This window comes from Paraburkholderia unamae (assembly GCF_003268775.1).
Classification (GTDB): Bacteria; Pseudomonadota; Gammaproteobacteria; order Burkholderiales; family Burkholderiaceae; genus Paraburkholderia; species Paraburkholderia unamae.
Map to the genome: position 1 here is coordinate 100,772 of NZ_QLSU01000001.1, position 23,628 is coordinate 124,399.

The following is a 23,628-nucleotide window of genomic DNA, read 5'->3' on the forward strand; positions in this document are numbered from 1 at the left end:
GTTGCGGTCGGCGAGCGCGGCGGACAGTTAGTTGCACATCAATCTCACGCGCCAAAGCTCATGCCGGGCGCGCCACGCCCGTCGCGTCGAGCGCACCGTCGATCGCTGCGGCAAGCCGCTCGACGATGGTCTCGATGTTCTGCGCCGTGCAGATGAACGGCGGCGCGAGCAGCACATGATCGCCGTTTTTGCCGTCCACGGTGCCGCCCATCGGGTAGACCATCAGGCCGCGCGCGAACGCCTCGCGCTTGATCGCCGCGTGGAGCCTGAGCGCCGGGTCGAAACTCGCTTTCGTGGCGCGGTCCTTCACCAGTTCGACGCCCACGAAAAGGCCTCGCCCGCGCACGTCGCCCACGTAGGGATGCGCCGCATAGCGCTCGCGCAGGCTCGCGCGCAGTTGCTCGCCACGCGCGAGCACGTTGTCGAGCAGTTTCTCTTCGGCAATCACGCGCTGCACTTCGAGCGCCGCCGCGCACGCCGTGGCGTGCCCGATATAGGTGTGGCCGTGCTGGAAGTAGCCGCTGCCGCCCACGATCGTCTCGTAGATGCGCTGGCTCACGAGCGTCGCGCCGATCGGCTGGTAGCCCGCGCCCAGACCCTTCGCGATCGTGAGCAGATCGGGCGACACCCCGTCCTCCTCGCAGGCGAAGAGATAGCCGGTGCGCCCCATGCCCGACATGATCTCGTCGAGGATCAGCAGCACGCCGTAGCGGTCGCACACCGCGCGGATCTTGCGGAAGTATTCGCGCACGGGCGGCACCGCGCCGGCCGTTGCGCCCACCACGGTTTCCGCGACGAAGGCCGCAACCGTGTCGGGCCCGAGTTCGAGGATCTTCTGTTCGAGTTCGTCGGCGAGACGCTGTGCGTAGGCCTCGTCGGTTTCGCCCTCGTGACGCTCGCGGTACGCGTAGCACGCGCTCACGTGATGCGACTCGATCAGGATGGGCAGGAACGGCTCGCGGCGCCAGGCGTTGCCGCCAATCGCGAGCGCGCCGAGCGTGTTGCCGTGGTAGCTCTGGCGGCGCGCGATGAAGTGGCGGCGCGCCAGTTCCCCCTTCTCCACGAAATACTGGCGCACGAGCTTGAGCGCCGCCTCGATCGCCTCCGAGCCGCCCGACACGAAGTACACGTGGTCGAGCCCCTTGGGCGCGGCGGCGATCAGATGATCGGCCAGTTGCTCCGACGCCTCGGTCGTGAAGAACGAGCTGTGCGCGTACGGGAGTTGCTGCGCCTGGCATTTGATTGCGTCGATCACACGCTGGTTGCTGTGGCCGAGGCACGACACGGCAGCGCCGCCGCTGGCGTCGAGGTAGCGCTTGCCGGTGGAGTCGATGATCTCGATGCCTTCACCCGCCACCGCGACGGGCAAGGTTTGCTTCGGCATCCGATGGAACACTTTGGTTGGGGACGCCGGAGTCTGGGACGCGTTGCTCATGAGTTTCCTCGCTGAAATCGGTGAATGTTTAGCGGGCCGCGCCATCCGCGCGCCGCGTGTTCGAGTCGACAAGCAGGCCGAGCACCCGCGCGCCGCCCTGCCAGACGTCGAATGCGACGCTGCCGGGCGCGAGGCGCATGCAGGCCGTGGCGAGCGTGTTCTCGTCGTCGGGGTCGTGCGGGTCGTCGCGGAAGATCGGCAGGCCGCGGCCCGCACGGTCCTGAAGCGTCCGCACGAAAGCCGCGCCGTCGGGCTGCGCGCCGAGCGCGGGCAGCAGTTCGGCGAGCCGCGCCTGGCGGTCGCGCGACGAATCGGTGACGATTTGCGCCTCATCCTCCGAGCCCGCGTGAATCAGGTGATTCGCGTGGCCCGAGGGCGCCGTGACCTCGATCGCCGAGCAGCGCGGCGCGGTCGCCTCGACGCTGAAAATGCGCACCTCGCCAGCCGCGTCCGTGCCCCCAATCGTGTGATGAAAGCCGCTCGCGCGCGGCGTGTCGCGCAGCACGGCGAGCGCCTCGTCGAGCGACGCGCAATCGAGCACGGCGCGCGACAGGATCATGCGGGGCACGCCCGCGCGGGGCTCGCGAATGCGCACGTTGTTGATCGCCTGCGCGAGCCCGGCGCGATTGGCCGCGAAGGTATGCCCCGGCAGCGAGCCCGGATAGTAGAAGCTCACGAAACCGGGCTTTCCCTCCGGTTCGACCTCCACCACGCAGCATTGGCCGAGCAGCCAGGGGTCGCCGTCCTCGTTGTGTGCGATCAGGCCGCCTTGCGGCGTACGCGCCGCGAGCGTCGTACAACCGTCCGGCGCGTTGTGAATCAGCTCGCCGCGACAGTTCCAGAGGAACAGGTCGTCGGCGGGCCAGTCGAGCGCCTGCGCCATGGCGTCGATTTCGGCGACGTGGGCGGGAAAGTGTTGCTCCGCGGCAGCGCGCAACTGCCGGGCGAACGCGCTGCCGCGCCAGCGGCTCACCGCCTGCCAGGCGCCGCTTTGCGCCATGTAGTCAGCGAAAACCGGCTTCACGAGCGCGCCGAGCTGCCCCCCGATCGACTCGGGCGAACCGGCCACGCGGAATGTCTTGAGTTCCTGCATCGATTTTCTCGCTTCGTTCGAGCTATTCGTGTTCCTATGCTCCGCTTTATACGCCTCAACAACATATGTTGTCAATTTAATCGATATCAGCAACAAATATGACAGAAACAGCCGACGCGAAGCCGGGCGCCGTCTTGCAACGGCGCCCGGCAACGTAGAAACGTGGAAGCACCGGAAGGGGAAACGGCGCGCCCCGCCCTCAGGGAGCCTCAGGGAACATAAGCGCCGCGCGCGTTGAGCGAGCGCTCGGCCTGTTCGAGCTGCGCGATCGCGCCCGACCCTTCGAGCGCAAGCAGATGCGCGACGAGCGATTCCGCCAGCGCCGTTGCGGCCACGAGCGAGGGGAAAAACGAGGGGCTTTCGTGCGTGAAGATCAGCGCCTTGTCGGCGTTCAGCGCGATCGGGGCGACGGCGCTGTCGGTGATCGCGATCAAGCGGCTGCCTCTCGCCAGCGCGGCCTCTGCCACGCGCACCGCCTCGACCGAGTACGGCGCGAAGCTGACAACAATCGTTGCGCTATCGCGCTCGATGCCGAGCAACTGCATTTCGAGCGTGCCCGCCTCCCCGCCCAGCAAGGAAACCGAAGGCCGGAACAGACGATAGCCATACACGAGACCGAACGCCACCGCGTAGCACGAGCGGAAACCGGCCACGTGCACGTGCTTCGCGCGGCGCAACACGCGCGCCGCCTCGACCATCGAGCGCGTATTGTGGGCGGCGCTCGCCTCCAGGTTGTGCTGCTGCGCGGCGAGCAGATCGCGCGCGAGGCCGTCTTTCGCGCTACCCGCCACGAGCGAGCGGGCGCGGCTGGAGAGCGGCTCCGGCCGGGTGCGCACGCGCGCGACAAACAGGTCGCGCAACTCGTTCCAGCCCGGAAAGCCGAGTTGCTGCGAGAGCCTCACGAGCGAGGCGGGCTGCACGCGGGCGCGCTCGGCCACCTTGCGCATGGACGAAACGGCGACTTCGTCGGGATGATCGAGCAGGAAGGCAGCGCCGGTCTGGAACTGCGGGCTCAAATCGGAAAAACGCGCGCGGATCAGCGCGGCGAGCTGGTCGAAACTGTCTGGCATGCTTCGCTCGGGCAGTGGGTGACAACAAATGTTATCACTCGTGTTGCCGGATGTTGCAAGTCGGGACAGATGCGGGCCTGCCTCATTGCTTGCAAAGGACGCTGTCCCGAAGAATCGTTATTCCGGAAAGACATCCGGCGAACGCTGCGGCGCCAAGGTCAGGGCGCAAATCCCAGTGAGAGCGTGTAATCGGCTTCTTCCTTCGCGAACTGCGCCAAGGCAGATATAAACGCGCGGGTATCGTCCGTTCGCCACTTGAAGCAATACTCAATACTCGGCAGTTCGGGGACCGTTTTGAAGGCATTGAGCTTCCCGGACTCGACGAAGTTTCGCATGAACAGGCGCGGCAGAAAACTGATGCCAACGTCAGCCAGCGTCAGCCCAACAATCGCGCTCAGGCTGTTGCACGCGAGAACGCGCCGGCCATGCACCTTGTTGGATGCGGCCCATGACTCGTATGCAGCCGTCAAACGGGATTCTGCCGTCTGCGTCAGTATCGGGTATTGCGCAATGTTCTCCGACTTCAAAACCGTGCCAAGCGGAATCCGCCTTGGCGACGACATCCACGCGAAGTCCAGCATCGCCAAGGGCACTGAGCTGAGTGTCGGATTGTCTTCACTGCTTTGCGGAAGAATTGCAAAATCGATCTCGCCTCGCACCAGACGTCGCTCAAGGCCGGCCGCGAGGTCGACATAGGGCTCCAGCGCAAGGTCGGGGTGTTCGTTCGTGATTCGAGCGACGAACTTGGGAAACCAGGTCAGTGCAGTCAGTTCGCTCACACCGAATCGGCAAAGACCGGAGAGTCGCTGCGGCGTGCCGAGAAGATGATGGATTTCGCCCTCGAACTGAAGAATCTTGTGGGCATGTCCGAGTATCCGGGTGCCATGCTCTGTTAGCACAGACCGCTGCGCCGAACGGTCGAACAGCGACGCGTTCAATGCCGCTTCGAGTTCTGCGATTCGTTTGGAGAGCGTCGATTGCGTGACGTGGAGGCGCGTGGCGGCGACCGAAAAGCTGCCAAGGGTCGCCGCCCAATAAAAGGCCTCAAGCTGTTTCAAAGTCATATGGCGTTGGGTTAGCTGCAAGGGAGCGCGTGTTTCCGGCGTCCCATTATAGGAGCCCCCGAATCGGCTCCGGTGCCCAACCCCGCGCATGTGACGTTACGCGCTTCGCTCGACAAGTCGCTTGCTTTCAACGTTCGAGCTTGCGCGCGCAATGTTTTTGTCGCCGGACGCGGCGCTTCGCGGTTCGATGATGCTGAGGAGCAACAGAAACGTCGCGGCCGAACACGCAGCGAGGAACGCAAAGACCCACTGCCAACCGGACTTGTCAAGGATGAGGCCGACAATGAAAGGCGCAAACGCGCCACCCAAAGATCCGCCCGTGTTCACGATAGATGCGGCCAATGGCACCTTGTCGCGCGTGGCAATACCCATCGGATAGACGAGGAACGTCGAGTAACCGAGGTTCAGAAGGACGCCGGCGGCGAAGAAAAGCAGCGCCAGCAGGTACGGGTTGTTGGGTGCGAACAGGAGCGCGTACATCATGCCGATAGTGGCAACCGATGTAATCATCATGACCGGCTTGCGACGCCGCGCGAATACCGTATCCGAGAGCCAGCCGCCCACGACATTACCCACAATGGCGCCCACCCACGGTGCCGACGCCACCGCCCCCATCTTCATCACCGAGAAGTGCTTGACGCTCACAAGATAGGTCGGCACCCAGGTCATGATGGAGTACGTGATGCCGACCAGGAAGAAGTAGCCAAGCGCGCACCCCCAGATGTTCCACGAACCAAAAATTGACCGACTGGTGGACAGCAAGGTGACCTGTCTCGTGCGAACGATGCGGTCGACCCACGAATGCTCGGCGGTCGGTCCGATTGCTCTAGCGCTACTTGCTTCGCGATCGGGTTCCGTCGCCTTGATGTAGTCGACCTCACTCTGCGAAACACGCGCTGACGCCTTCGGCTCGTCACGAACCAGCCAGAGCCAGAGCACCGAAGTGATGAGCCCGGGGATGGCGAAGAGATAGAACACCTCCCGCCAGCCAAACTTCAACAACAACACTGCGCAAAGCGGTGGCACGAATGCGGGGGAGAATTTGATCGACGCCATGAAGACGCCTGCGGCCAGGCCCTTTTCCTGGGGCGGAAACCAACGGTTAATAGTCGAAACAATGCCGATGTTAATGGGCCCCTCCGCGAAACCGAGCACGGCTCTCGCAGCCTTCAGCTGAAAGACGCTCCCTGCGACGCCCATGAAAAGAGTCGACAGAGACGTCAAGACCATTGAGCCCACCATGAGGCCCCTCACGCCCAGCTTGCCGAAAAGATATCCCGCGGGAATCTGGACGATGGCGTAGGCGAAATAGAAAAGACTTGCCATTGCGCCTACGTCGGTGTTGGTGAGGTGGTACTCGCCACGGATGGTCGGAATGACCACGCCGAGATTAGCCCGGTCCGCGCCAGCAATCGTGTACGTAGCGAAAATCATCGCGAGCACAATCCATCGGTAGCCCGTTCGGGCGTCGTTACTACGCTTCATTCTGTGTCTCCTTCTGGGCCGTTTCATCGCGCTCAACTGTCCGGTTCTTCCGACCGTGACGCATCCTAAGGCCTTTGTAAGACCACATGAAAGCGACATTTGTCGATGTTCGGGCATGCATTTTTCGACTTACGTAAATCACCTGATTGACTTTTACAGACTGAAATCGAGCAAAGATGAACGGGGCAATCATGTGCCAGTTCAACGCCCATGTTAGGAGCAGGTGGATTCAATCAGGGTTAGCCCGGACAGTCGTGAACGGAATGCTCCGGAGTCGAAAAATGTCGCTACATCGAGCCCTGTCGGAGCTCGTATTCTTGGTTCCACCACCTGGTCAACAGCGGAACTCGCACATGAACGTTTTCATCATGGACCCCATCGCCCCGAGCGCAGTTGAACGGCTGTCGGGCGTCCACACGGTCGTCGACTACCCCGCCTCTCGTAGCCAGGACTGGCACGCCAACGCCGATGCCGTCATCGTCAGAACATTCGAAGTCCGGGCTGCCGATCTTCAGAAGTCGAAAAAACTCAAGATAGTCGCGAAGCACGGAACGGGTGTCGACAACATCGACATCGAGGCTGCGTCGGAAGCGAACGTCCTCGTGACCAACACCCCTGGCGCGAACGCGAACGCGGTTGCCGAATACGCGCTCGCCATCACGCTTGCGCTGGCCCGCAAAATTTCTGTGGCTGACAGGGCATTGCGCACGCCGAAGCAGGTCAAGCTGCAAAGCGGGATTGAGCTCAGTGGAAAAGCCGTGGGCTTGCTGGGATTCGGCGACATCGGTCGCCGGACAGCACGCCTTTTCAGGGCTGCTTTCAGTGCCGAGCTCCTGGCCTATGACCCGTTCGCTCCGGATTCAGCTTTTGAAGAACTGGGCGCGACTCGTGTCGCGACAATCGAAGAACTGCTTCCCCGATGCGACGTCGTCAGCCTGCATCTCCCGCTTCTGGCCACCACACGAAATCTGATTGGCAGTGCTCAATTCCAGCAGATGCGCAACTCAGCGCTATTCATCAATGTCGCGCGTGGCGGCATTGTAGATGAAGCCGCGTTGTATCAAGCATTGGTCAACGGGCAAATCGCCGGCGCTGCCAGCGATGTCTTCGAAACAGAACCCGTTCCGGTGTCTCACCCACTGCTCGGGCTCGACAACTTCATCGCCTCTCCGCATATCGCGGCCAGTAGCAGGGAATCCCTCGAACGAATGGGGAATGCAGCCGCGAACGCCGTTATTGAAACACTGGATGGCCACATGCCCTCCCACCGTGTCTTTCCCAAAACCCAAATCCTCAACACTCCTGCTTGATTTCATTCAATGAAGACGAACCGCTTCAACGACGTTGCATCTTTCGAACGTGTCACTCCTGAGCAAATCGAGCGTGCCCGTGAATTCCAGTCCGCCGTCCTTTGCGACGTAGCGGGCCGACGCGGTGCCTTGCACGGCGACATCCAGCCACTCGTGCCGAGCATGGTCGTCGCGGGGCCGGCGTTCCCGGTCGAAGTTCGCCCCGGCGACAATCTCATGTTCCACGTGGCGCTCGCGCTGGCCAAACCCGGTGACGTCATCGTCGTGGACGGCAAGGGTTACCAGTCGAGCGCGCTCTTTGGCGAGTTGATGGTGTCACAGGCAGTCGCTGCAAAGCTGGGTGGTTTGGTCGTAGATGGTGCTGCCCGCGATATCGCAACGCTGCGCGAAAGCCCAATGCCGATTTTCGCGAATGGTCGCAATCCGGCTGGCCCGACGAAGGGTCTCGATGGCCGTATCGGCATGCCGGTCTCGATTGGTGGCGTATCGGTAGAGCCGGGTGACCTGGTCATCGGCGATTGTGACGGTGTCGTTGTGATTCCACGCGCTGATGTGGACCAGGTTCTGAAGGCGGCTGAAAAGAAGCTGGCCGCTGAAGCGCAGCGCCTCGACGAAATCCGCGACGGAATTCTCGTGTCGCCGTGGCTGGACGCCGCATTGCGTGCGGCTGGCGTCATTGGCGCCGACGAAACGCTCGAATAAGCGCTCCGCATCACAACCTGAATGCACGGACGCCTTGCTGCATCCTGTCTTGAACGACTCCAATCCCGGCTTGTGGCATTTGCGCGAGTCGGCCCCGGACAACTTTGATGGCAAAGCGAGGACAGATTTCGTTTGCGAGCCACCAATGCTGGTGGGTGGAGGCCGAGGCCGGCCTGCCCCACGGACGGCGGCTTCGCTCTGTGTGGATGTCAGGTTCGACATTCGTCGCCCGAGCACGCGCCGCTTCCGCGCGGCCTCCCGCTTTCACAACGGAAGCGGCCGGTCCTGAAAAATGCTCTTCATCACGAGCGTCGACGTCAGCTTCAACACGGAAGGCAGCGCCGTCAAGCGGCGGTCGTAAAGCGCCTGAAACGCCTTCAGGTCGCGCGTGACGACATGCAGCATGTAGTCCGGCTCGCCGAAGAGGCGCTCGGCCCGTGTGATCTCCGGAATGCCGACGAGCGCGTCCTCAAACGACCGGATGCCTTCGCTACTGCTTTCACTCAAGGTCACGAAGACGATTGCGGAAAAATTCAGACCGACGGTCGCGGGGTCGATGGTGGCACGGTAGCCGTTGATGACCTGGGCACTCTCGAGCGCCCGCAGCCGTCGCTGGCACGGAGACAGGCTCAAACCCACGCGCTCGCTGAGCTCCGTGATTGAAAGTCGTCCATCTTGCTGAATCTCAGCAAGAATCTTGCGATCAAATGCGTCCATACACGAAATACTAGCGCCAACCCGCCCCTACAGGCAAGAAATAGGGAGCACCTTCCAGGGCCAAAACCGTAACATCTCTCGCCTTGGGCGTGGACGCCCGCATAACCGGAAGTGGCGCAGTGGAAGCTAGTTTGTTGACGGCGTTTTGGGTCGTCTCGTTCTCGTTGGTCATGGTCCCAGGCGCGGACTGGGCTTACGCCATCTCGGCAGGTCTGCGCGGTCGCATGGTCGCGCCCGCAGTCGGCGGCATGTTGCTCGGCTACCTTGCGATCACGATAGTCGTAGCGGCAGGCATTGGAAAACTCGTCACGCGGGTTCCGTCCGTGCTGACGATTTTGACGGTCGTCGGTGGCGCCTATCTGCTCTGGCTGGGCATCAGGACGCTCATGCGCCCGCCCGAACTCTCCGCCGGTCAGGATGAAGCGCAGAAAAGCCCGTGGGGCTGGTCGATGCGCGGCTTTGCAATCAGCGGGCTGAACCCCAAGGCGCTCCTGCTGTTCGTCGCCCTCTTGCCACAGTTCGTGAGATCTCAAGCCGGATGGTCAGCCGCCGGTCAGATCGTGGCGCTGGGCTGTGTGCACATGGTCAACGTCGGCTCGGTCTATTCGGTCGTCGGCCTGGGCTCGAAGATTGTCCTGAGCACCCGCCCCAAAGCGGCGCGCAGGGTGAGTCAGCTCTCGGGGGCGGCCATGATTCTGGTTGCCATCCTCCTGTTTGCCGAACAGGTTTACGCCTTCACACGATAGCCCGCTCGCGGACGCTGATTCATTGCATTTCCCGGCGGCAAGACAAGTGAACCGGGTCACTGCGGGTCGGGATGCACCAGACCCGCCTCCGCGAAAATCAATTCGTACTGCTCAACACCGACGACGTTGCGATACTCGCGCCTCATCAGGATGAGCGCCTGCGCCGTCCGGGAAATGACGCCGTAGGCTTCCAGCAGCTCTGCATGTTCCAGAGCCTCTCCCAAAGTCATGGCCACGTCCGTCTCCTTACTGCATTTGTACCGCGATCAAGTCATTGGCGAACGTGGGCCGCGCGCAGGCAAACTCCATCAGGTCGAGGAAGCCGTTGCTTACCGCAAACGCTTCCAGCGCATCCTTGCCGCTATCAGCCTTGATGCGGCCGTAGCTTTCAACCATTTTCAGGTCGGTAATCAAGTACACCATCTCAACCTCTTTCCGTCTGGGAATGCCTGCCGTGTTTGTCCTCTGAAGGATTGATTCGAAGCGTACGTAGCGTCGCTTAAATCCAGCTTAAGCAGCGCAACCAGAACGAAAGCTTTGTTGCGGACCGCGGGAGTGCCTCAATGAGCGCCACGCAGGCGGCCATCGAATCGACGAGAGACCGTCAATTTCACCGAGAGCCCCGGATTGTTGTCCGCCAGGGTGAGCGTGCCCCGATGCAAGGTGGCTACACCCTTTACGAGCGCGAGCCCCAGACCTACACCAGGCGTCCCCCTGCTCGCATCGCCACGATAGAAGCGCTCGGTGACTTTCGCCTTTTCGGCCACGGGTACGCCCGGCCCGTCGTCCGCGACCTCGATCTCGATCAGTCCCTCGCGCTCGTTCACCGACACATGCACACGCGAATTTGCGTACTTCAGCCCGTTATCGATCAAGTTACCGATGGCTTGCGCAATCAGAAGCGGGTCCACAACGGCTTCGAGTTCGAGCGGACACGTTTGCGAGAGAACGATCGATCTAAGGTCTGCCAGCGGTTGGTAGAACTCCACGGCCTCCGCCGCGATTTCCGCCACATTGCTGGCGACAAAGCCTGACCTTCGCACCCCTGCATCGATTTCAGCGAGCCTCAGCAGCGCATTGAAGATGCCGATCACCCGGTCGATATCGGAAAGCGAGCTTTCCAGTCGCTCGAGGTTATCCGGATCGAGCTTGTTCTTCAGGTCGAAAACCATCACCTCCATCCGTGTGCGGAGTTCGGTGAGGGGCGTACGCAGATCATGAGCAATGGCGTTCGATGTGTTGCGAACGCTGTTTATCATTTCGACCAGCGCCTCCTGGGCTTCCTGCCGCCGCTCCACTTCCTCGTGCAAACGCGCATTGCGTTCCTGGAGCGCCTTTTGTAGTCGTCGCAATTTAACGTGCGTTCGCACGCGGGCGACGAGTTCCTCCATCTGCAACGGCTTGGTGACATAGTCGACCGCGCCGACCTGGAAGCCCACGGTCTTGTCCTCGGTACGCGACAGCGAGGTCATGAAAATGACCGGAATATCCGATGTTTCGGGCCGTGCCTTCAAACGGCGGCAAACCTCGAACCCGTCCATGCCCGGCATCATCACGTCGAGCAGTATCAGGTCCGGACGGACGAGCGCCGCACGGTTCAAGGCTTCTTCGCCATCCCGGGCAATCGAAACTTGCAGGCCACTGCCCTCGAGGAAGTCGACTACGAGGCCCAGGTTGGGCGCCGTATCGTCGACCACCAGAACGACGGGCGGATTGCGTTCAAACTCATCCGACATATGCACTAACATCCGTTCAAATGTTTCTCGATGAGCGACAGCAGTTCTCGAGACTCAAAGTTTTCCGCCAGGCGGCATACCGTGTCCGCCAGATCCTCATAGCGGGCGTCGCTTGCGCGCAGGGATTCCGTATGCCGGATGACCTCCCGCATCGACCCTCTCAGCGCGAGGTTGTGCAGCACCTCCATGCTCGCCCGTGGCGGCAGGACGAACGGCACTAACGCTTCCGCATGGGAAGGGCTTGAGCCGACCCGGAGCGGGCAAGCGGAATCATGTGCCCCAACGGCATACACGCCGTCACAACGGACAAGGGCGAGACCCTCTTCGCGCGAAACTCGCCAATGACCGGCGTCATCCCTGGCTGACGGTTCCCGGAGCGGCTGCTCAACCAGCAAGTCAAACCAGAACCGGCTTCCTCGCGCATATTCGCTTTCGGCGCGAATCGCGCTACCCATCAGGCACGCCAGGTGCTGGCTGATCGAGAGCCCCAGGCCTATACCTGCGCTTCGCCGCTCGCTGTCGCCCGCCTGTTCAAATGGCTGGAAGATGCGCTCAAGATGGTCAGGCTTGATGCCAAGCCCAGTATCGGCGACTTCAAATCTCAACACATTGCCTTTACGCATCTCGACCGAGAATTTCACTTCTCCGGCGTCGGTAAACTTCACGGCATTGGACAGCAGATTGAGCAGCACCTGTCGCAATCGCTTCTCGTCAATGCGAACGACCGCCGGAAGATCCGACGCAACGGCGCAATGCAGCGCGAGTCCTTTTTCGCGGGCCCGCACGCTCACCATGTCCGTCAGCATTTCGAGGAAGGGGGCAAGCAATACGTCGTTGGGTTCGAGGTCAAATCGACCGGCGCCGATGCGCGCGAAATCCAGCAAATCGTTAATCAAGGTAAGCAGATGCGAACCGCTTTGCTCAATCAGCGAGACTTGCGACTTCTGACGAATGGTCAGGTCGTCGTCACGCCGAAGAAGTTGGGCATAACCGAGAATGCAATTCAGCGGCGTGCGGAGTTCGTGGCTGATATTGGCCAAAAACTGGTCCTTCGCCCTGTTCGCGGATTCCGCCTCGTCGCGCGCGATGAGCACCGTTTCCTCTAGCGCCTTGCGCTCGGAAATATCCTGGAGAATGGCGATTGAGTGCTGCACCTGCTGGTTCGCGTCACGCTGCATGGAGACGCAAACATTGACCCACACGCGCGACCCATCCTTGCGTACGAGGATTTTCTCCTCCGTGTAGTGGGAAAACGCGTTATCGAGCAATTTCTTGAACTGCGCAACGCTCCCCGAAACACTGCTTTTCTCCGTGACATCCATGAATGTCATCGAGAGCAGTTCATCGCGACTGTAGCCAACGATGTCGCAATAGCGCTGGTTGACGATGAGAAACCGGCCATGTCTGTCGCAGTGGGTAATGCCGACCGCCGCGTTTTCAAAGGTGCCCCGGAAACGCTCCTCGCTGGCCCGCAGTGCAACTTCCGCGAACTTCAGGTCGGTAATGTCGACCATGGTGCCGCAGACGCGCGCCAACCGCCCATTGGCAATCTGCTTCGACGCGCCACGGGTCAAGACCCATCGATAGGTTCCGTCGCGGTGCCGCACGCGGTGTTCAATGCCAAAGGGCGCGCAAACGGCCGGTTCGCTCGTACACTGCCAAAGCGCAGCGCGAAGTCGCTCTCTGTCTTCCGGATGCACGCCCTCCATGGCGCGATCCAGACCAGGCGCAACCGGCCCTTCGGTGTATCCCAGCCACGCCAGGATGTTCCAGCACTTCAGCGACAGTTCGTGCCCGTCGTCGCCCGAAAGATCAATCGCCCACACGCCGACGTTCGAGCCGCGCATCGCGCCACCGAGCCGCTCATTTGTCTCTCGCAGGATCTCGGCTTGTGCCGCGCGCCGCGATTCGGTAGCGTCGCGAATCACGAACACCATGCCGATGACCTCGCCAGCGTCGTTGACGATCGGCGTTCCGCGATTCTCAACCGGCACCATACGCCCGGCTCGGCCTACGAGTGCCGTGCGCGGAGGAAACTTGATGACACCACCTTCACGCAAGACGGCGGCAACGTCAAAGCCCAGTGGCGCTGCCGCATCCTCGTCGAATAGCCTGAGAACCGCTTCGAGCGGCTTGCCTGCCGCGTCGCTGCGCGACCATTCTGTCAACGATTCGGCAACGGGATTCATCAGCGTGATTTCGCCCTTGAAGTCCGTCGCGATGACACCGTCACCGATGCTATCCAGCGTCACCGCGTAACGCTGTTCGCTTTCGCGCAAGCGGCGTTCTGCGTCGTGCTTGTATAGCGCCATCTCGACGACGGTTCGCAATTGCAGGTCGTCGAAGGGCTTCAATACGTAGCCGAACGGTTCCGTCACCGTGGCTCGCTGTACCGTTTCCTCGTCCGCATAGGCCGTTAGAAACACGACGGGCAAATTCAGCGATTCGTGCAAATGCCGCGCCGTGTCAATCCCGTCGAGTTCGCCCTCGAGGCGCACATCCATCAAGACGAGATCAGGCCTTTCCCTGGCCGCGAGGGTGATCGCTTCTTCACCGGTGGCAACACTGCCTATGACAACGTGCCCACATCGACTCATTTGCTGGGCAATGTCACGAGCGACGACCCGGTCGTCTTCAACAATCAGTATGCGCGCTGATGACATGTTACTGGCCTTCCGCTTGTTGAAGTCCGAAGTGAATATCGAATGTCGTGCCGCCCCCGCGGCTCACCTCCACCGAGCCGTGCAGTTGCCTGGAGAGGTCAAACACAAGTTGCAGTCCGAGCGTTTCCGCACGTTCGAGCGAGAACGCCGGCGACAGACCCACACCGTCATCGGCGACACCAAGCCGGCACCGATTCTCTCCGACGGCGATCAATTCGACACGCAGCCGCCCGTTTCGACCGCTCGGGAAAGCATGCTTGAGCGCATTCGAAACCAGTTCGTTGACGATCATCCCGCATGCGATCGCGCGATTCATATCGAGCTGGACGTCGTCGACGACCACATCCAGACTGACGCTCGATTGACTCAGCTTGTAAATACGCGAGAGGTGGGCGCAAAGATTCCTGATGTGAGGCGCCATGTCGATTCTCGCGAAGTTGCCTGCGCGATACAGATTCTCATGAACCATCGCCATCGAACGAACACGGTTTCGGCTCTCCTGAAACAGCTCGGCAACGACCTTGTCCTCGACGCGCGATGCCTGGAGGCTCAAGAGACTGCTAATCAGTTGCAGATTGTTTTTCACTCGATGGTGCACCTCGTGCAGCAGCGCGTCTTTCTCTTCGAGAAGCGCTTCGACCTGCTCCAGACTCGCATTCTCAATCGAAATCGCGGCCTGCGATGCCAGCAACTTCAGCACGGCCATTCGCGAAGGCGTGAACGCTCCGGGTGCGAGCTCGTTCTCCAGATACAGCGCCCCCACCAGCCTCGTTTGCTTGACGAGTGGCAGGCAGAGCACCGAACGCGATTCCTTTGCGCTGAAATACTCGTCGGGCGCGAATGCATTTTCCGCAGTCGCATCGTCGACAAGCAACGTCTCGTGGGTGCGGAGACAGTAGTGAAGCATCGATAGCGGCACGGTTCGGGGCGAGGCGGTGCGCCGCTCCACGCGAACGTCACTTCCCTCAGTGGCCTCGGCTTCGATGTAGAGCTTCTCTTCATGCGGGAGGATGAGCAACGCGCGCCTCGCGCCCGTATGCTCGAGAACGATGGTCATGAGCGTGTTCATCAGGCGCTCGAGCACTCGCTCGCTCGATATTGCCTGCGAGGCTTTGACGACAGTTTCCATCTCCAGCTGATTTTCCAACGCCCCCACCACCGGAGTTCCTGGCTCCGTGACTCTGAGGTCAGGAAACTCTGCGTCCAGCATTTCGACCTTGCCAAGCGCGCCCCAGTTGAGATAGGCAGACCGTGCACTGCGCAGGTAGACCGTTGCGATCGTCGCAAAGCCACGCTTCGCGTAGAACCGGCCGGCCATGTCGTTGGCGAGTCCTTCGAGATGGAGCAATCGGCTGTTTCGCGCACATTCGATCGCTCGCTCGTATTGCCGCATCGCTTCGAATGCATTGCCGCTTACGCGCGCAATTTCCGCGTCGACCAGCGCTTCGCGCGCGCCGAAGCTGGCCGGATTGGACTGTGCCCATCCGCGGACCTTGCTCACGTGCCCGGCCAGTTCCGCGTCCATCAGGACGTCAGATTGTGAGGAAACCGCATCTTTTTCGCGGAGGCAGGTTAGCGCCGAAAAGAAGTGGTACACGGCGATTTCCTGATGCCCCCATGTGGTCCACAACAGCGGAGCAGCCTTCCTGCCAGCCTCCAATGCGCCCGCTGTGTCGCCCGCAAGATATCGCGCTTCCTGCTTGCGAATCCAGTGCCAGCATGCGGCAATATCAAGCGAACGATTGCCCTCGAAATGCTGCTCCAAAGCCTGCGCGCTCGGATAGTCCGCATCGGGCGAGCCAAACCAGGGCGCGCCGCCCCGCGCTTCGCGAATCAGTGCGAGCTGCGAATTGATGATGTCGACAATGAGCCCGAACCCCGCGGCTCGCACGATGCGCAAACGCTCGACAGCCTGCGATTCGATTTCGGCCAGCGGCGCGGACGCAGCAAGAAGCGTCGTGACCAGGCAGCAACTGGAGAATCCGATATAGGTGATGTCGCCGCATTGCGTTGCCACCTCGAATGCGCGGCGTAGCAGCGGTATGCCGGCCTGAATCGGCTGCGTCCATGGCATGACGTGATACGCGAAACACATGTAGACGCGTGCGCGGAATCGATCAAGCCCCTTTTCGTCGACGAGCGCCATCCCGAGTTTGCCGAACTCGTAGGCGGCCACGTAGTCGCCGAAGAATGGGCCGACCGCCATGCCGAGATACGCAAACCCCAATGAAGAGGCGTCGGCATTGCCGTGCGCGATGCTCAGGTTGCCCATGCGCGTCAATATCAGGCACACCAGATTCTCGTCGGTGAAAAACGCGGGAGGCAAGGTCGCTGTGAATACGTTCAGCGTGGCTTCCACGGTTTCGTCATCGAGCAGCCGGTTATCGCGCAAAGCGGCAATCGAGCCGCCTTTCACCTTGCCAGCCAGATTCTGGTACTCCCTGTCGACCGCATCACGGTCCGGGTGAGCCACCCAATCAATGTCGACTTCGCGAAGATAGCGCAGGCAAATATCCACCGCCGCAGCCATCTGGTCCAAAGCGGTGTGCAACGTTATCCGGAGAAAGGCCACTGCGGCCTTGTCCGGTACGCTGCCGGCGAAGCTTTCGAGCCTGCGCAGGCGCTCGTCGGCGAGCAATGGATTGCCGGAAAGAAACGTGCACTCGGCAAGCAGAAGTTCGAGGCCGAACTTCTCGGCGTAATGGGTCGTCCACGCCTCTTCGCCAAGAATCCCGCTTCCCACGTCGAGATAATTCAGCGCCGTGCCGTACGCCGCGGCGGCTCTCGCGCGACGGCCCGCGCGCAGGTTCAGCAGCGCGACGCGCGTCCTCATCTGCGCATCGCCGATGGCGTGGAGCGCCCGGTTGTACTGGCTAACGACCTCGAAAATGTTGCGTTCGAGATTCGGGTCGCCATCTCCGGTATCGAGGCGTTCACCGATGCGCAGATGGGATGGCGCGCGCTCTGCGTCGGTCAGCAACGCGTACGCGGCCTCCTGGATCCGGTCGTGGACGAAGGCATACCCATCCGAATGACGGTAAACGAGACCTTGGGCAATGGCTTCGGCCAGTGCGGAGTCAACGTCGTCGTTTGAGAGGCCGCCCACTTGCGCCAATACCGACGTCGCCACGGTCGCCCCCAGGCAAGCAAAATCGACGAGCTGCCGTCGCGCGCGCTCCGGCAACCGCCCAATCCGGCTCACCATCAAGTCGACGACGCTAACGGGGAAAGCGCCCTGCGCAATCTGGTCGACATTCCACACCCATTGACGCGAGGCGCGGTCAAACGTCAGGTGGCCTTCGTCTGCAAGGACGCGCAGAAACTGGACTGCAAAGAAAGGGTTCCCCCCGGTCTTCTCGAACATCAATTGCGCGAGTCGTCCGGTCTCGGGCGTATCGCTGCGGGTCGCGTCACGAACGAGTCGCTCCACGTCGCCAACCACCAGCGGGGCCAACAGCAGGTCACGCACTTGCACCGCACCGGTTCGAACGTCACCCACTACGCGCGCCAAAGGATGGCTGGGACCCACCTCGTTGTCGCGGAACGCCCCAATGAGCAGGAAGTGGGCAATCCCGGGGCCCCGCCCTAGCGCCTCCAGGATCGAAATGGTTCCAGCGTCCAGCCATTGCAGGTCGTCAAGAAACAGCACCAGCGGCTGTTCTGGCGTCGCGAACGCCTCGATGAGCCGGGTCAACGCCGCGACGAAGCGCTTGTGCGCGTCTTCCGGGGGCATCTCCGCAATCTCCGATTGCGGACCAACGACATGCTCGAGCGCGGGAATGTGGTCGGTCAGCAAGCGGCCATGCGGCCCAAGTGCATGCTCGATGCGCTTTCGCCACTTTGCCAGCTCCCGCTTGTCTTCCTTGAGAATCTGTTTGGCAACCGACTCCAGGCACTGCGCAATCGTCGCGTACGGGATATCTCGCTTGAACTGGTCGAACTTGCCCGAGGCAAATCGCCCACGCCCCATCGAATGCTGGAATTCCTCGACGAGCGCCGACTTCCCGATTCCTGAGTAACCGGACACCAGCACGAACTCGGCCGTGCCGTCATGCGCGACCCGGTTGAAGGCATCGGTCAGCGCACCCAGCTCGGCTTCCCGACCGTAAAGCCGCTCAGGTATCAACAGGCGGTCGTCCGAGTCCGCGGCTCCGGGCACAAATGACGAAAAGCGCTCGCCGGTGCGCCATTGCTCTTCGCACAAGCGCAGGTCGTGTTCGACGCCACGCGCCGTCTGGTAACGGTCCTCGGCAGCCTTGGCGAGCAACTTGTCGACGATGGCCGCCAGCGATTCAGGGACATGTGGAACATACTCGCGCAGCGGCACAGGCTTGCGCGCCGTATGGCAATAAAGCCATTCGCCCGGGGAATTCGCGGTGTACGGATATTTCCCCGTGAGTGTCCAGTAAATAAGGATACCTAGCGAATACAAATCGGAACGTGTGTCGACCGGGCGATTGACAAGCCCGGTACGCTCAGGCGCGAGATACGGGTACGCAGGCGCGGCCGTAAGCGACAGGACCGATTCGTCGCCAGCGGCGCCAACCCGCTTCGCCACGCCAAAACCCGTCAGCGCTACCGCCCAGGTGGCCGGATTTACTAGCAGATGCGCCGGCCGGACGCCTTTGTGTATGACGTCCCGACGATGGAGGGTATCGAGGGCGGACGCCGCATTGGCTGCGATCGACAAGATCTGACCGAGCGAAAGCCGCGACGTGTCCATGATGGACAAGGGAATGCCGCCCGGGTCTTCGAGCAGCAGGGAGACGGAGGAACTGTCCTGGACGAGTTCGACGGGCCGCGCGAAGCGAGGACCATCCAGATGCGCACGCAACGAATAGGCGTTTTCGAGCAACGCCAGCGTTTGAGCAGAAGGCTGATGGGTCGTTGCCCGCACAACCAGTCGCGTCGCCCCGCCGTCGCCGGCCTCGACGCGCGACAGCGCGAGGACGCCGTCGTCCCATAGCAATTCGGTCGTCGATTCTTCAATATCCATGACTCTCCGTCGCTGCTATCCGCTCCGACGCCAGCTTTTATCCGTTCGCCGAGAGCATGTACCCGGCGTTGCGGACGGTTCTTAAGAGTGATACGTCAAACCCAGCGTCAATCTTCTGCCGAAGCTTGCTCACGTGCACGTCGACTACGTTCGTTTGCGGATCGAAGTGATAGTCCCAGATGTTCTCCAGGAGCATGGTCCGCGTGACGACCTGCTCGGCGTGCCGCATCAAATACTCGAGCAGCTTGAATTCGCGCGGCTTGAGCGCAATGACCTTTCCGGCACGCGAAACCTTCCGGGAAAACAGGTCGATGCACAGGTCGCCACACTTGAGCGTCGATTCGACCGCATCATTCTGTGACCGACGCAGGAGCACCTCCAGTCGCGCCAGCACCTCCCCAAAGGCGAAAGGCTTGACGACGTAGTCGTCACCGCCCGCCTTGAGGCCCCGAATTCGCTCATCGACCGCATCCATGGCGCTCAAGATGAGCACCGGGACCTTGTTCCCGGTTGCCCGCATTGCCGCGACAATGCTGAGCCCGTCAACTCCTCCCGGCAGCATGCGGTCGAGGATGACGGCATCGTAAGCCCCCCCGCCCATGGCCAGGAACATGCCATCGCGCCCGTTATCGGCGGAATCGACGACATGGCCGGCTTCCGTCAAGCCCTTTACCAGGAAGCCGGCTACCTGCATGTTGTCTTCCACTAACAAGATTTTCATCCGCGTCACTCGTAATTGCCAGGATGCCTCGCTTTTCAGCACGACAACCGATCCAGGATTATCCGCTCTGCCTGAAAACTAAGCCTTTCGCCGACTCATTAAATTTAGTTAATGTTTTGTCCATGTTCCGATCATGTCGGCGTCGTACGCTTGCCGGCCGGCACGTCAGAAAATGAATTTGATGAACCTGATAGAAAGCGTTAACGAAATTTAATGCATCGGTAATGAGGAGGAAAAATCGCCTCGGTTAATATCCATTCGACACCGACCGTGCGTGGCACGACAACTCATCAATCAATCACCTGCCCGCCGGGACTTCCCGATTACCATCGGATGCAACCGCCATGACCCAAGCGATACCTCATCTCCCAATGCTCGCTTCCGGCTGCCAGATCATCCGGATTGGCGAATGCGAGGTCGACCTCGGAATACGGATATTGCGCCGTCGCGGTGACGTACAGGAACTCGGGGCTCGTGCGTTCGACATTCTCGCGGTACTCGCCCGGGCAGCGGGCCGCGTGGTGACGAAAACCGAACTGATGGACGCAGTCTGGCCAGACACGATTGTCGAGGAAAACAACCTGCATGTGCACCTCTGCTCCATCCGCAAGGCACTCGGGGCGGACGGCAAGCTCATTGTAACGGTGCCGCGCCGCGGCTACCACCTGATCCCTCCCCGAACCGAGCCCGCCACGCTCGCCCCTCTCACTCGCGGCAACGCAGATGCCATAACCGGAAAAGAGGGGCTGCTCGGCCGGGAGCGCACGATCGCCGAGATACGGTCAAAACTGTCGTCTACGCACGTCCTGACGCTGGTGGGTGCCGGGGGAATCGGCAAGACATCGATTGTCCGCGAGATTGCGCACCGGCTTGCGCAAGAGCGGGTTTCAGACGTGCACTTCGTGGAACTGGCTGTCCACAGCACCCGTCGAGATGTGATCGACGCCGTTGCGACCCAGTGCGGCTTCAGCTTCGAAGGGCGGGACCCCGACCTTCAGTTCGCGGCGCACATGCTCGCGAAAATGAAGGGCGTGCTCATCATCGACAACGCGGAACACGTTGTGGAGCACGTCGCACCACTCATCGAGTTTGCTTGCCGTCGCCCGTCCGAACTCCTGGTGCTCGTGACCAGCAGGTTGCCGCTTCGCGTACCTTGCGAAGTTGTCTATCGCGTCGGCCCGCTCGCCCTGCCCAAGGCAAACGAGAATGCCGAGTCCCGACTCGACTGCCCTGCCGTGCGTTTGTTCCTGCGGCGGCTGTCCTCCAATGGACAGAGCATCGACGTGGACCAGAATCGTCTACAGGTGGTCGAGGAGATTTGCCGACGCCTGGACGGCGTTCCGCTTGCCATTGAACTGGCGGCCGGACGCGCTGCGGTTCTCGGGCTGGAGCGCATCCGGGATGGACTCGAAGAACCGTTGCTCTACCTTGGCGGGGGATATAGAACGGCGGAGGTCAGGCACAAGAGCCTGCGTGGTTCCCTGGACTGGAGCTTCGAGATGTTGAGTGACAGCGAGCAAACCGTGTTCCGGCGCCTTTGCGTGTTCGACCGCCGCTTCGACTCGGACGCAGCGTGCCAGGTCGCCCACGACGACACGCTTTCGCCGCTGGACGTGATGGACTGCGTTTGCGAGCTGGTCGACAAATCGCTGGTCGAACTGTATATCGACGGCACCGAGCCCACGTATCAAGTGCTGGCCCCCGCGCGTTCCTATGGAAGGGAGAAACTCGCCGAGGCCGGGGAACTGAGCGCGGTTGTGGAAAAACACGCCCTGTACGCAGGCGGTAAAGGCGCCGACGTATCGTTCCCCCGGCTGAAGGTGGCGACTTTTGGCCCGGGAAGACGTGCTCAAATCACCGGCGACCACAGATCGTAGTTGAGCACGTACGCGCCCCCGTCACGCTGAACAGAGCCGGTAGTGGGCGAATTGAAGTGCATGCCGGTAATGGTCAGCTTGTCGGTTGCCACCCGGTCGAGCAGTTGCCCGCGAATGCGCGCAGCCTGCGCCGGGTCGCTATCAAAAGCAATGGTGACCTCCGGTTGCGCCATCTGGATGTGCGGGAAATGAACAATGTCCCCCCAGATCAATAGGGAGTCCGATCCGTTACCACTCCCGTTACCCAGCAGGTAGCCGGTATGGCCCGGCGTATGGCCAAACAACGGGACCGTCTGAATGCCCGGCAAAATCGACTCCTGCCGGAACGGAACCAGCTTTTCACCGTAGGCGTTGAACGCATTTCTCGCCACGTCGAAAAACGGGCGGAAGCCGTCGGGCGCATTCGAATAGATTGCGTCGTCGCGCCAGAATGCGAGCTCCTTCTCATGCACGAACAACTGCTGCACATTCCTGAATATCGGTGTTTGCAGCGGACCGGCGAGCCCGCCAATGTGGTCGGGATGCGCGTGCGTGAGCAGAATCGTATCGATTTCGAGCGGGTCGATGCCCGCAGCGGCCAACGCCACCTGAAGGCGGCCGCCCCAACCATTGATGCCGCCCGCGCCGCTGTCGATCAGGATGGTCCGGTCCGCGGTCTGAACGACGTAGGCATTGATATTCATCCGGGGCAACGGCGGCGCGCCGCGCTTTTCGAGCAGCGCTTCGGCCCGGGCGGCGTCGATGCCGTCGAGCAACTCGAAGGAGACGTCGAGATACCCGTCACTCAGCATGGTGACGGTCATGTCACCCACCTTCCTTCTGTTAATGGCCGGCGCCTGGAACACAAATCGGGAACCCATGATGACCTCGCATTGACGGTGTGAGCGTGGTGATATTCAAAGCGCGACGACGATCTTGCCGATCTGGTTGCCGGCTTCCATGTAACGATGCGCCTCGGCAATGTCGTCGAATCGAAATACCCGGTCGATAACCGGTCGCAACGCTTTCGAAGCCAGCCCTTCCGAAATGAACGCCTTGGCCTGCTCGAGCTTGTTCGGGTCCGTCGTGATTTCGAATAGTTCGTAGCCTTGAATAACGATGTGCTTCGTCAGGATTTCCATGACGGGCACGGGAATATCCCGCGAATCGAGCGCGCCATATTGGTAGTAGATACCGTCATGGGACATCGCCCGGATGATGTTTCGCGCGTTCGGGCCGCCGACCGGGTCGAACACCACGCGCGCGCCGCTGGAATCCGTCGCTCGCAGGATTGCGTCGGTGAGGTTCGGATCGTCGCCGAGCAACACGTGGTCGGCACCGACTTCTCGCAAGGTGCGCTCCTTCTCCTTGCTTCGCGTGAGGGCGATGGTCCGGGCTCCCACCATTTTCGCGACCTGGATTGCCGCCATCCCCACACTGCTGGTCGCAGCGCCAATGACCACGGTGTCCCCGCTATTCAACTTGCCGTAGTTGATCAGCGCGCCGTACGCCGTGACGAACATCATCCAGGTGGCAGCGGCCTCTTCGTGGGTGACGCCGGCCGGATTCCTTGCGACGGCATGAACCGGGGCGTTCACCACTTCGCCGTACATGCCGTACTCGGCGAATGAGAACGCCGGAATGACGCTGACCGCGTCACCGACGGAAAACGCATTGGCGCCCGCGCCGACCGCGATGACTTCGCCGGAAGCCTCATAGCCGAGCTTCGCAGGAAACACGGGGTCGATCACGTATTGGCCGGTGCGGTACATGACCTCGGCGCGGTTGATACCCAGAGCCTTGACCCGGATCTGAACTTCTCCCGCCTGGGGCGCGGCCACTTCGACGTCGTCGAACTGGAGCACCTCGGGGCCGCCGATTTGATGAAAGCGAACTACCTTGGACATGTCTGGACCTCAAGTGCGTCGTGAACTTCGCTGCCGGTGCGTCGGCAACGGGCTGGTGACTGGCACTTTAGGCCTGCGACAGGCGCGGATAAATGAATTCACGAGCAACTGACTGTTTCCTCGCAGG

At 61.4% G+C, this 23,628-nt stretch carries 18 protein-coding genes; 4 read left to right on the forward strand and 14 right to left on the reverse strand.

What is annotated here, in order from left to right; translation table 11 throughout:
* Positions 1–58: 58 nt before the first annotated feature.
* The 5 genes from C7401_RS00440 to C7401_RS00460 form a co-directional block, all read right to left on the reverse strand.
* On the reverse strand, positions 59–1,435 hold the full coding sequence (locus C7401_RS00440) for an aspartate aminotransferase family protein (protein WP_112169184.1): 1,377 nt from the start codon (positions 1,433–1,435) through the stop codon (positions 59–61).
* Between the two features lie 28 nt (positions 1,436–1,463).
* Complete coding sequence (locus C7401_RS00445) at positions 1,464–2,528, reverse strand: C45 family autoproteolytic acyltransferase/hydrolase (RefSeq protein WP_112169186.1); 1,065 nt, start codon at positions 2,526–2,528, stop codon at positions 1,464–1,466.
* 209 nt (positions 2,529–2,737) lie between these two features.
* On the reverse strand, positions 2,738–3,598 hold the full coding sequence (locus tag C7401_RS00450; RefSeq protein WP_112169188.1) for a MurR/RpiR family transcriptional regulator: 861 nt from the start codon (positions 3,596–3,598) through the stop codon (positions 2,738–2,740).
* A 158-nt stretch (positions 3,599–3,756) separates the two neighbouring features.
* Complete coding sequence (locus C7401_RS00455; protein ID WP_224045086.1) at positions 3,757–4,683, reverse strand: LysR family transcriptional regulator; 927 nt, start codon at positions 4,681–4,683, stop codon at positions 3,757–3,759.
* Between the two features lie 75 nt (positions 4,684–4,758).
* The gene (locus tag C7401_RS00460) at positions 4,759–6,147 is read right to left on the reverse strand and encodes an MFS transporter (RefSeq protein ID WP_112169192.1); all 1,389 of its coding nucleotides are present in this window, start codon (positions 6,145–6,147) and stop codon (positions 4,759–4,761) included.
* A gap of 353 nt (positions 6,148–6,500) precedes the next feature.
* On the opposite strand from C7401_RS00460, the gene C7401_RS00465 reads away from it, so the two are divergent.
* Together C7401_RS00465 and C7401_RS00470 are read left to right on the forward strand one after the other, a co-directional pair.
* Positions 6,501–7,457: a hydroxyacid dehydrogenase gene (locus tag C7401_RS00465; protein ID WP_181565463.1), complete on the forward strand. Its 957-nt coding sequence runs from the start codon at positions 6,501–6,503 to the stop codon at positions 7,455–7,457.
* 9 nt (positions 7,458–7,466) lie between these two features.
* Complete coding sequence (locus C7401_RS00470) at positions 7,467–8,159, forward strand: RraA family protein (RefSeq protein WP_112169196.1); 693 nt, start codon at positions 7,467–7,469, stop codon at positions 8,157–8,159.
* A 264-nt stretch (positions 8,160–8,423) separates the two neighbouring features.
* Here C7401_RS00470 and C7401_RS00475 read toward each other — a convergent pair whose 3' ends face one another.
* Positions 8,424–8,876 carry an Lrp/AsnC family transcriptional regulator gene (locus C7401_RS00475; protein WP_112169198.1) on the reverse strand — a complete coding sequence of 151 codons (453 nt, stop codon included), beginning with the start codon at positions 8,874–8,876 and terminating at the stop codon, positions 8,424–8,426.
* A gap of 119 nt (positions 8,877–8,995) precedes the next feature.
* On the opposite strand from C7401_RS00475, the gene C7401_RS00480 reads away from it, so the two are divergent.
* The gene (locus C7401_RS00480) at positions 8,996–9,622 is read left to right on the forward strand and encodes a LysE family translocator (RefSeq protein ID WP_112169200.1); all 627 of its coding nucleotides are present in this window, start codon (positions 8,996–8,998) and stop codon (positions 9,620–9,622) included.
* Positions 9,623–9,678: 56 nt separating this feature from the next.
* On the opposite strand, the gene C7401_RS00485 is transcribed toward C7401_RS00480, so the two are convergent.
* The 6 genes from C7401_RS00485 to C7401_RS00505 form a co-directional block, all read right to left on the reverse strand.
* The gene (locus tag C7401_RS00485; RefSeq protein WP_112169202.1) at positions 9,679–9,858 is read right to left on the reverse strand and encodes a hypothetical protein; all 180 of its coding nucleotides are present in this window, start codon (positions 9,856–9,858) and stop codon (positions 9,679–9,681) included.
* A 10-nt stretch (positions 9,859–9,868) separates the two neighbouring features.
* Complete coding sequence (locus C7401_RS44780; protein WP_208948902.1) at positions 9,869–10,036, reverse strand: hypothetical protein; 168 nt, start codon at positions 10,034–10,036, stop codon at positions 9,869–9,871.
* Between the two features lie 146 nt (positions 10,037–10,182).
* Entirely contained in the window at positions 10,183–11,358 is a 1,176-nt protein-coding gene (locus C7401_RS00490) for a hybrid sensor histidine kinase/response regulator (protein WP_112169204.1), read from the reverse strand.
* 5 nt (positions 11,359–11,363) lie between these two features.
* On the reverse strand, positions 11,364–14,021 hold the full coding sequence (locus C7401_RS00495; protein ID WP_112169206.1) for a hybrid sensor histidine kinase/response regulator: 2,658 nt from the start codon (positions 14,019–14,021) through the stop codon (positions 11,364–11,366).
* Position 14,022: 1 nt separating this feature from the next.
* The gene (locus C7401_RS00500) at positions 14,023–19,017 is read right to left on the reverse strand and encodes an AAA family ATPase (protein WP_112169208.1); all 4,995 of its coding nucleotides are present in this window, start codon (positions 19,015–19,017) and stop codon (positions 14,023–14,025) included.
* Between the two features lie 37 nt (positions 19,018–19,054).
* Positions 19,055–19,738, reverse strand: a complete 684-nt coding sequence (locus C7401_RS00505; protein WP_112169211.1) for a response regulator transcription factor — start codon at positions 19,736–19,738, stop codon at positions 19,055–19,057.
* A 344-nt stretch (positions 19,739–20,082) separates the two neighbouring features.
* Between C7401_RS00505 and C7401_RS00510 the strand changes: the two genes are divergently transcribed.
* Entirely contained in the window at positions 20,083–21,615 is a 1,533-nt protein-coding gene (locus tag C7401_RS00510; protein WP_112169213.1) for an ATP-binding protein, read from the forward strand.
* Here C7401_RS00510 and C7401_RS00515 read toward each other — a convergent pair.
* Both C7401_RS00515 and C7401_RS00520 read right to left on the reverse strand, forming a co-directional pair.
* The gene (locus C7401_RS00515) at positions 21,588–22,418 is read right to left on the reverse strand and encodes an MBL fold metallo-hydrolase (protein WP_258396781.1); all 831 of its coding nucleotides are present in this window, start codon (positions 22,416–22,418) and stop codon (positions 21,588–21,590) included. The genes C7401_RS00510 and C7401_RS00515 overlap by 28 nt on opposite strands.
* Before the next feature lie 93 nt (positions 22,419–22,511).
* Positions 22,512–23,501, reverse strand: a complete 990-nt coding sequence (locus tag C7401_RS00520) for a zinc-dependent alcohol dehydrogenase family protein (RefSeq protein ID WP_112169217.1) — start codon at positions 23,499–23,501, stop codon at positions 22,512–22,514.
* Between the last annotated feature and the right edge of the window lie 127 nt (positions 23,502–23,628).

What these genes read in the sequence shown, in the direction of transcription:
- C7401_RS00495 (WP_112169206.1), bottom strand. Translation starts at nt 14,021, where the DNA reads ATGTCATCAGCGCGCATACTGATTGTTGAAGACGACCGGGTCGTCGCT.
- C7401_RS00445 (WP_112169186.1), bottom strand. Translation starts at nt 2,528, where the DNA reads ATGCAGGAACTCAAGACATTCCGCGTGGCCGGTTCGCCCGAGTCGATC.
- C7401_RS00505 (WP_112169211.1), bottom strand. Translation starts at nt 19,738, where the DNA reads ATGAAAATCTTGTTAGTGGAAGACAACATGCAGGTAGCCGGCTTCCTG.
- C7401_RS00520 (WP_112169217.1), bottom strand. Translation starts at nt 23,501, where the DNA reads ATGTCCAAGGTAGTTCGCTTTCATCAAATCGGCGGCCCCGAGGTGCTC.
- C7401_RS00470 (WP_112169196.1), top strand. Translation starts at nt 7,467, where the DNA reads ATGAAGACGAACCGCTTCAACGACGTTGCATCTTTCGAACGTGTCACT.
- C7401_RS00475 (WP_112169198.1), bottom strand. Translation starts at nt 8,876, where the DNA reads ATGGACGCATTTGATCGCAAGATTCTTGCTGAGATTCAGCAAGATGGA.
- C7401_RS00500 (WP_112169208.1), bottom strand. Translation starts at nt 19,017, where the DNA reads ATGGATATTGAAGAATCGACGACCGAATTGCTATGGGACGACGGCGTC.
- C7401_RS00465 (WP_181565463.1), top strand. Translation starts at nt 6,501, where the DNA reads ATGAACGTTTTCATCATGGACCCCATCGCCCCGAGCGCAGTTGAACGG.
- C7401_RS00510 (WP_112169213.1), top strand. Translation starts at nt 20,083, where the DNA reads ATGACCCAAGCGATACCTCATCTCCCAATGCTCGCTTCCGGCTGCCAG.
- C7401_RS00450 (WP_112169188.1), bottom strand. Translation starts at nt 3,598, where the DNA reads ATGCCAGACAGTTTCGACCAGCTCGCCGCGCTGATCCGCGCGCGTTTT.
- C7401_RS00440 (WP_112169184.1), bottom strand. Translation starts at nt 1,435, where the DNA reads ATGAGCAACGCGTCCCAGACTCCGGCGTCCCCAACCAAAGTGTTCCAT.
- C7401_RS00460 (WP_112169192.1), bottom strand. Translation starts at nt 6,147, where the DNA reads ATGAAGCGTAGTAACGACGCCCGAACGGGCTACCGATGGATTGTGCTC.
- C7401_RS00515 (WP_258396781.1), bottom strand. Translation starts at nt 22,418, where the DNA reads ATGACCGTCACCATGCTGAGTGACGGGTATCTCGACGTCTCCTTCGAG.
- C7401_RS00490 (WP_112169204.1), bottom strand. Translation starts at nt 11,358, where the DNA reads ATGTCGGATGAGTTTGAACGCAATCCGCCCGTCGTTCTGGTGGTCGAC.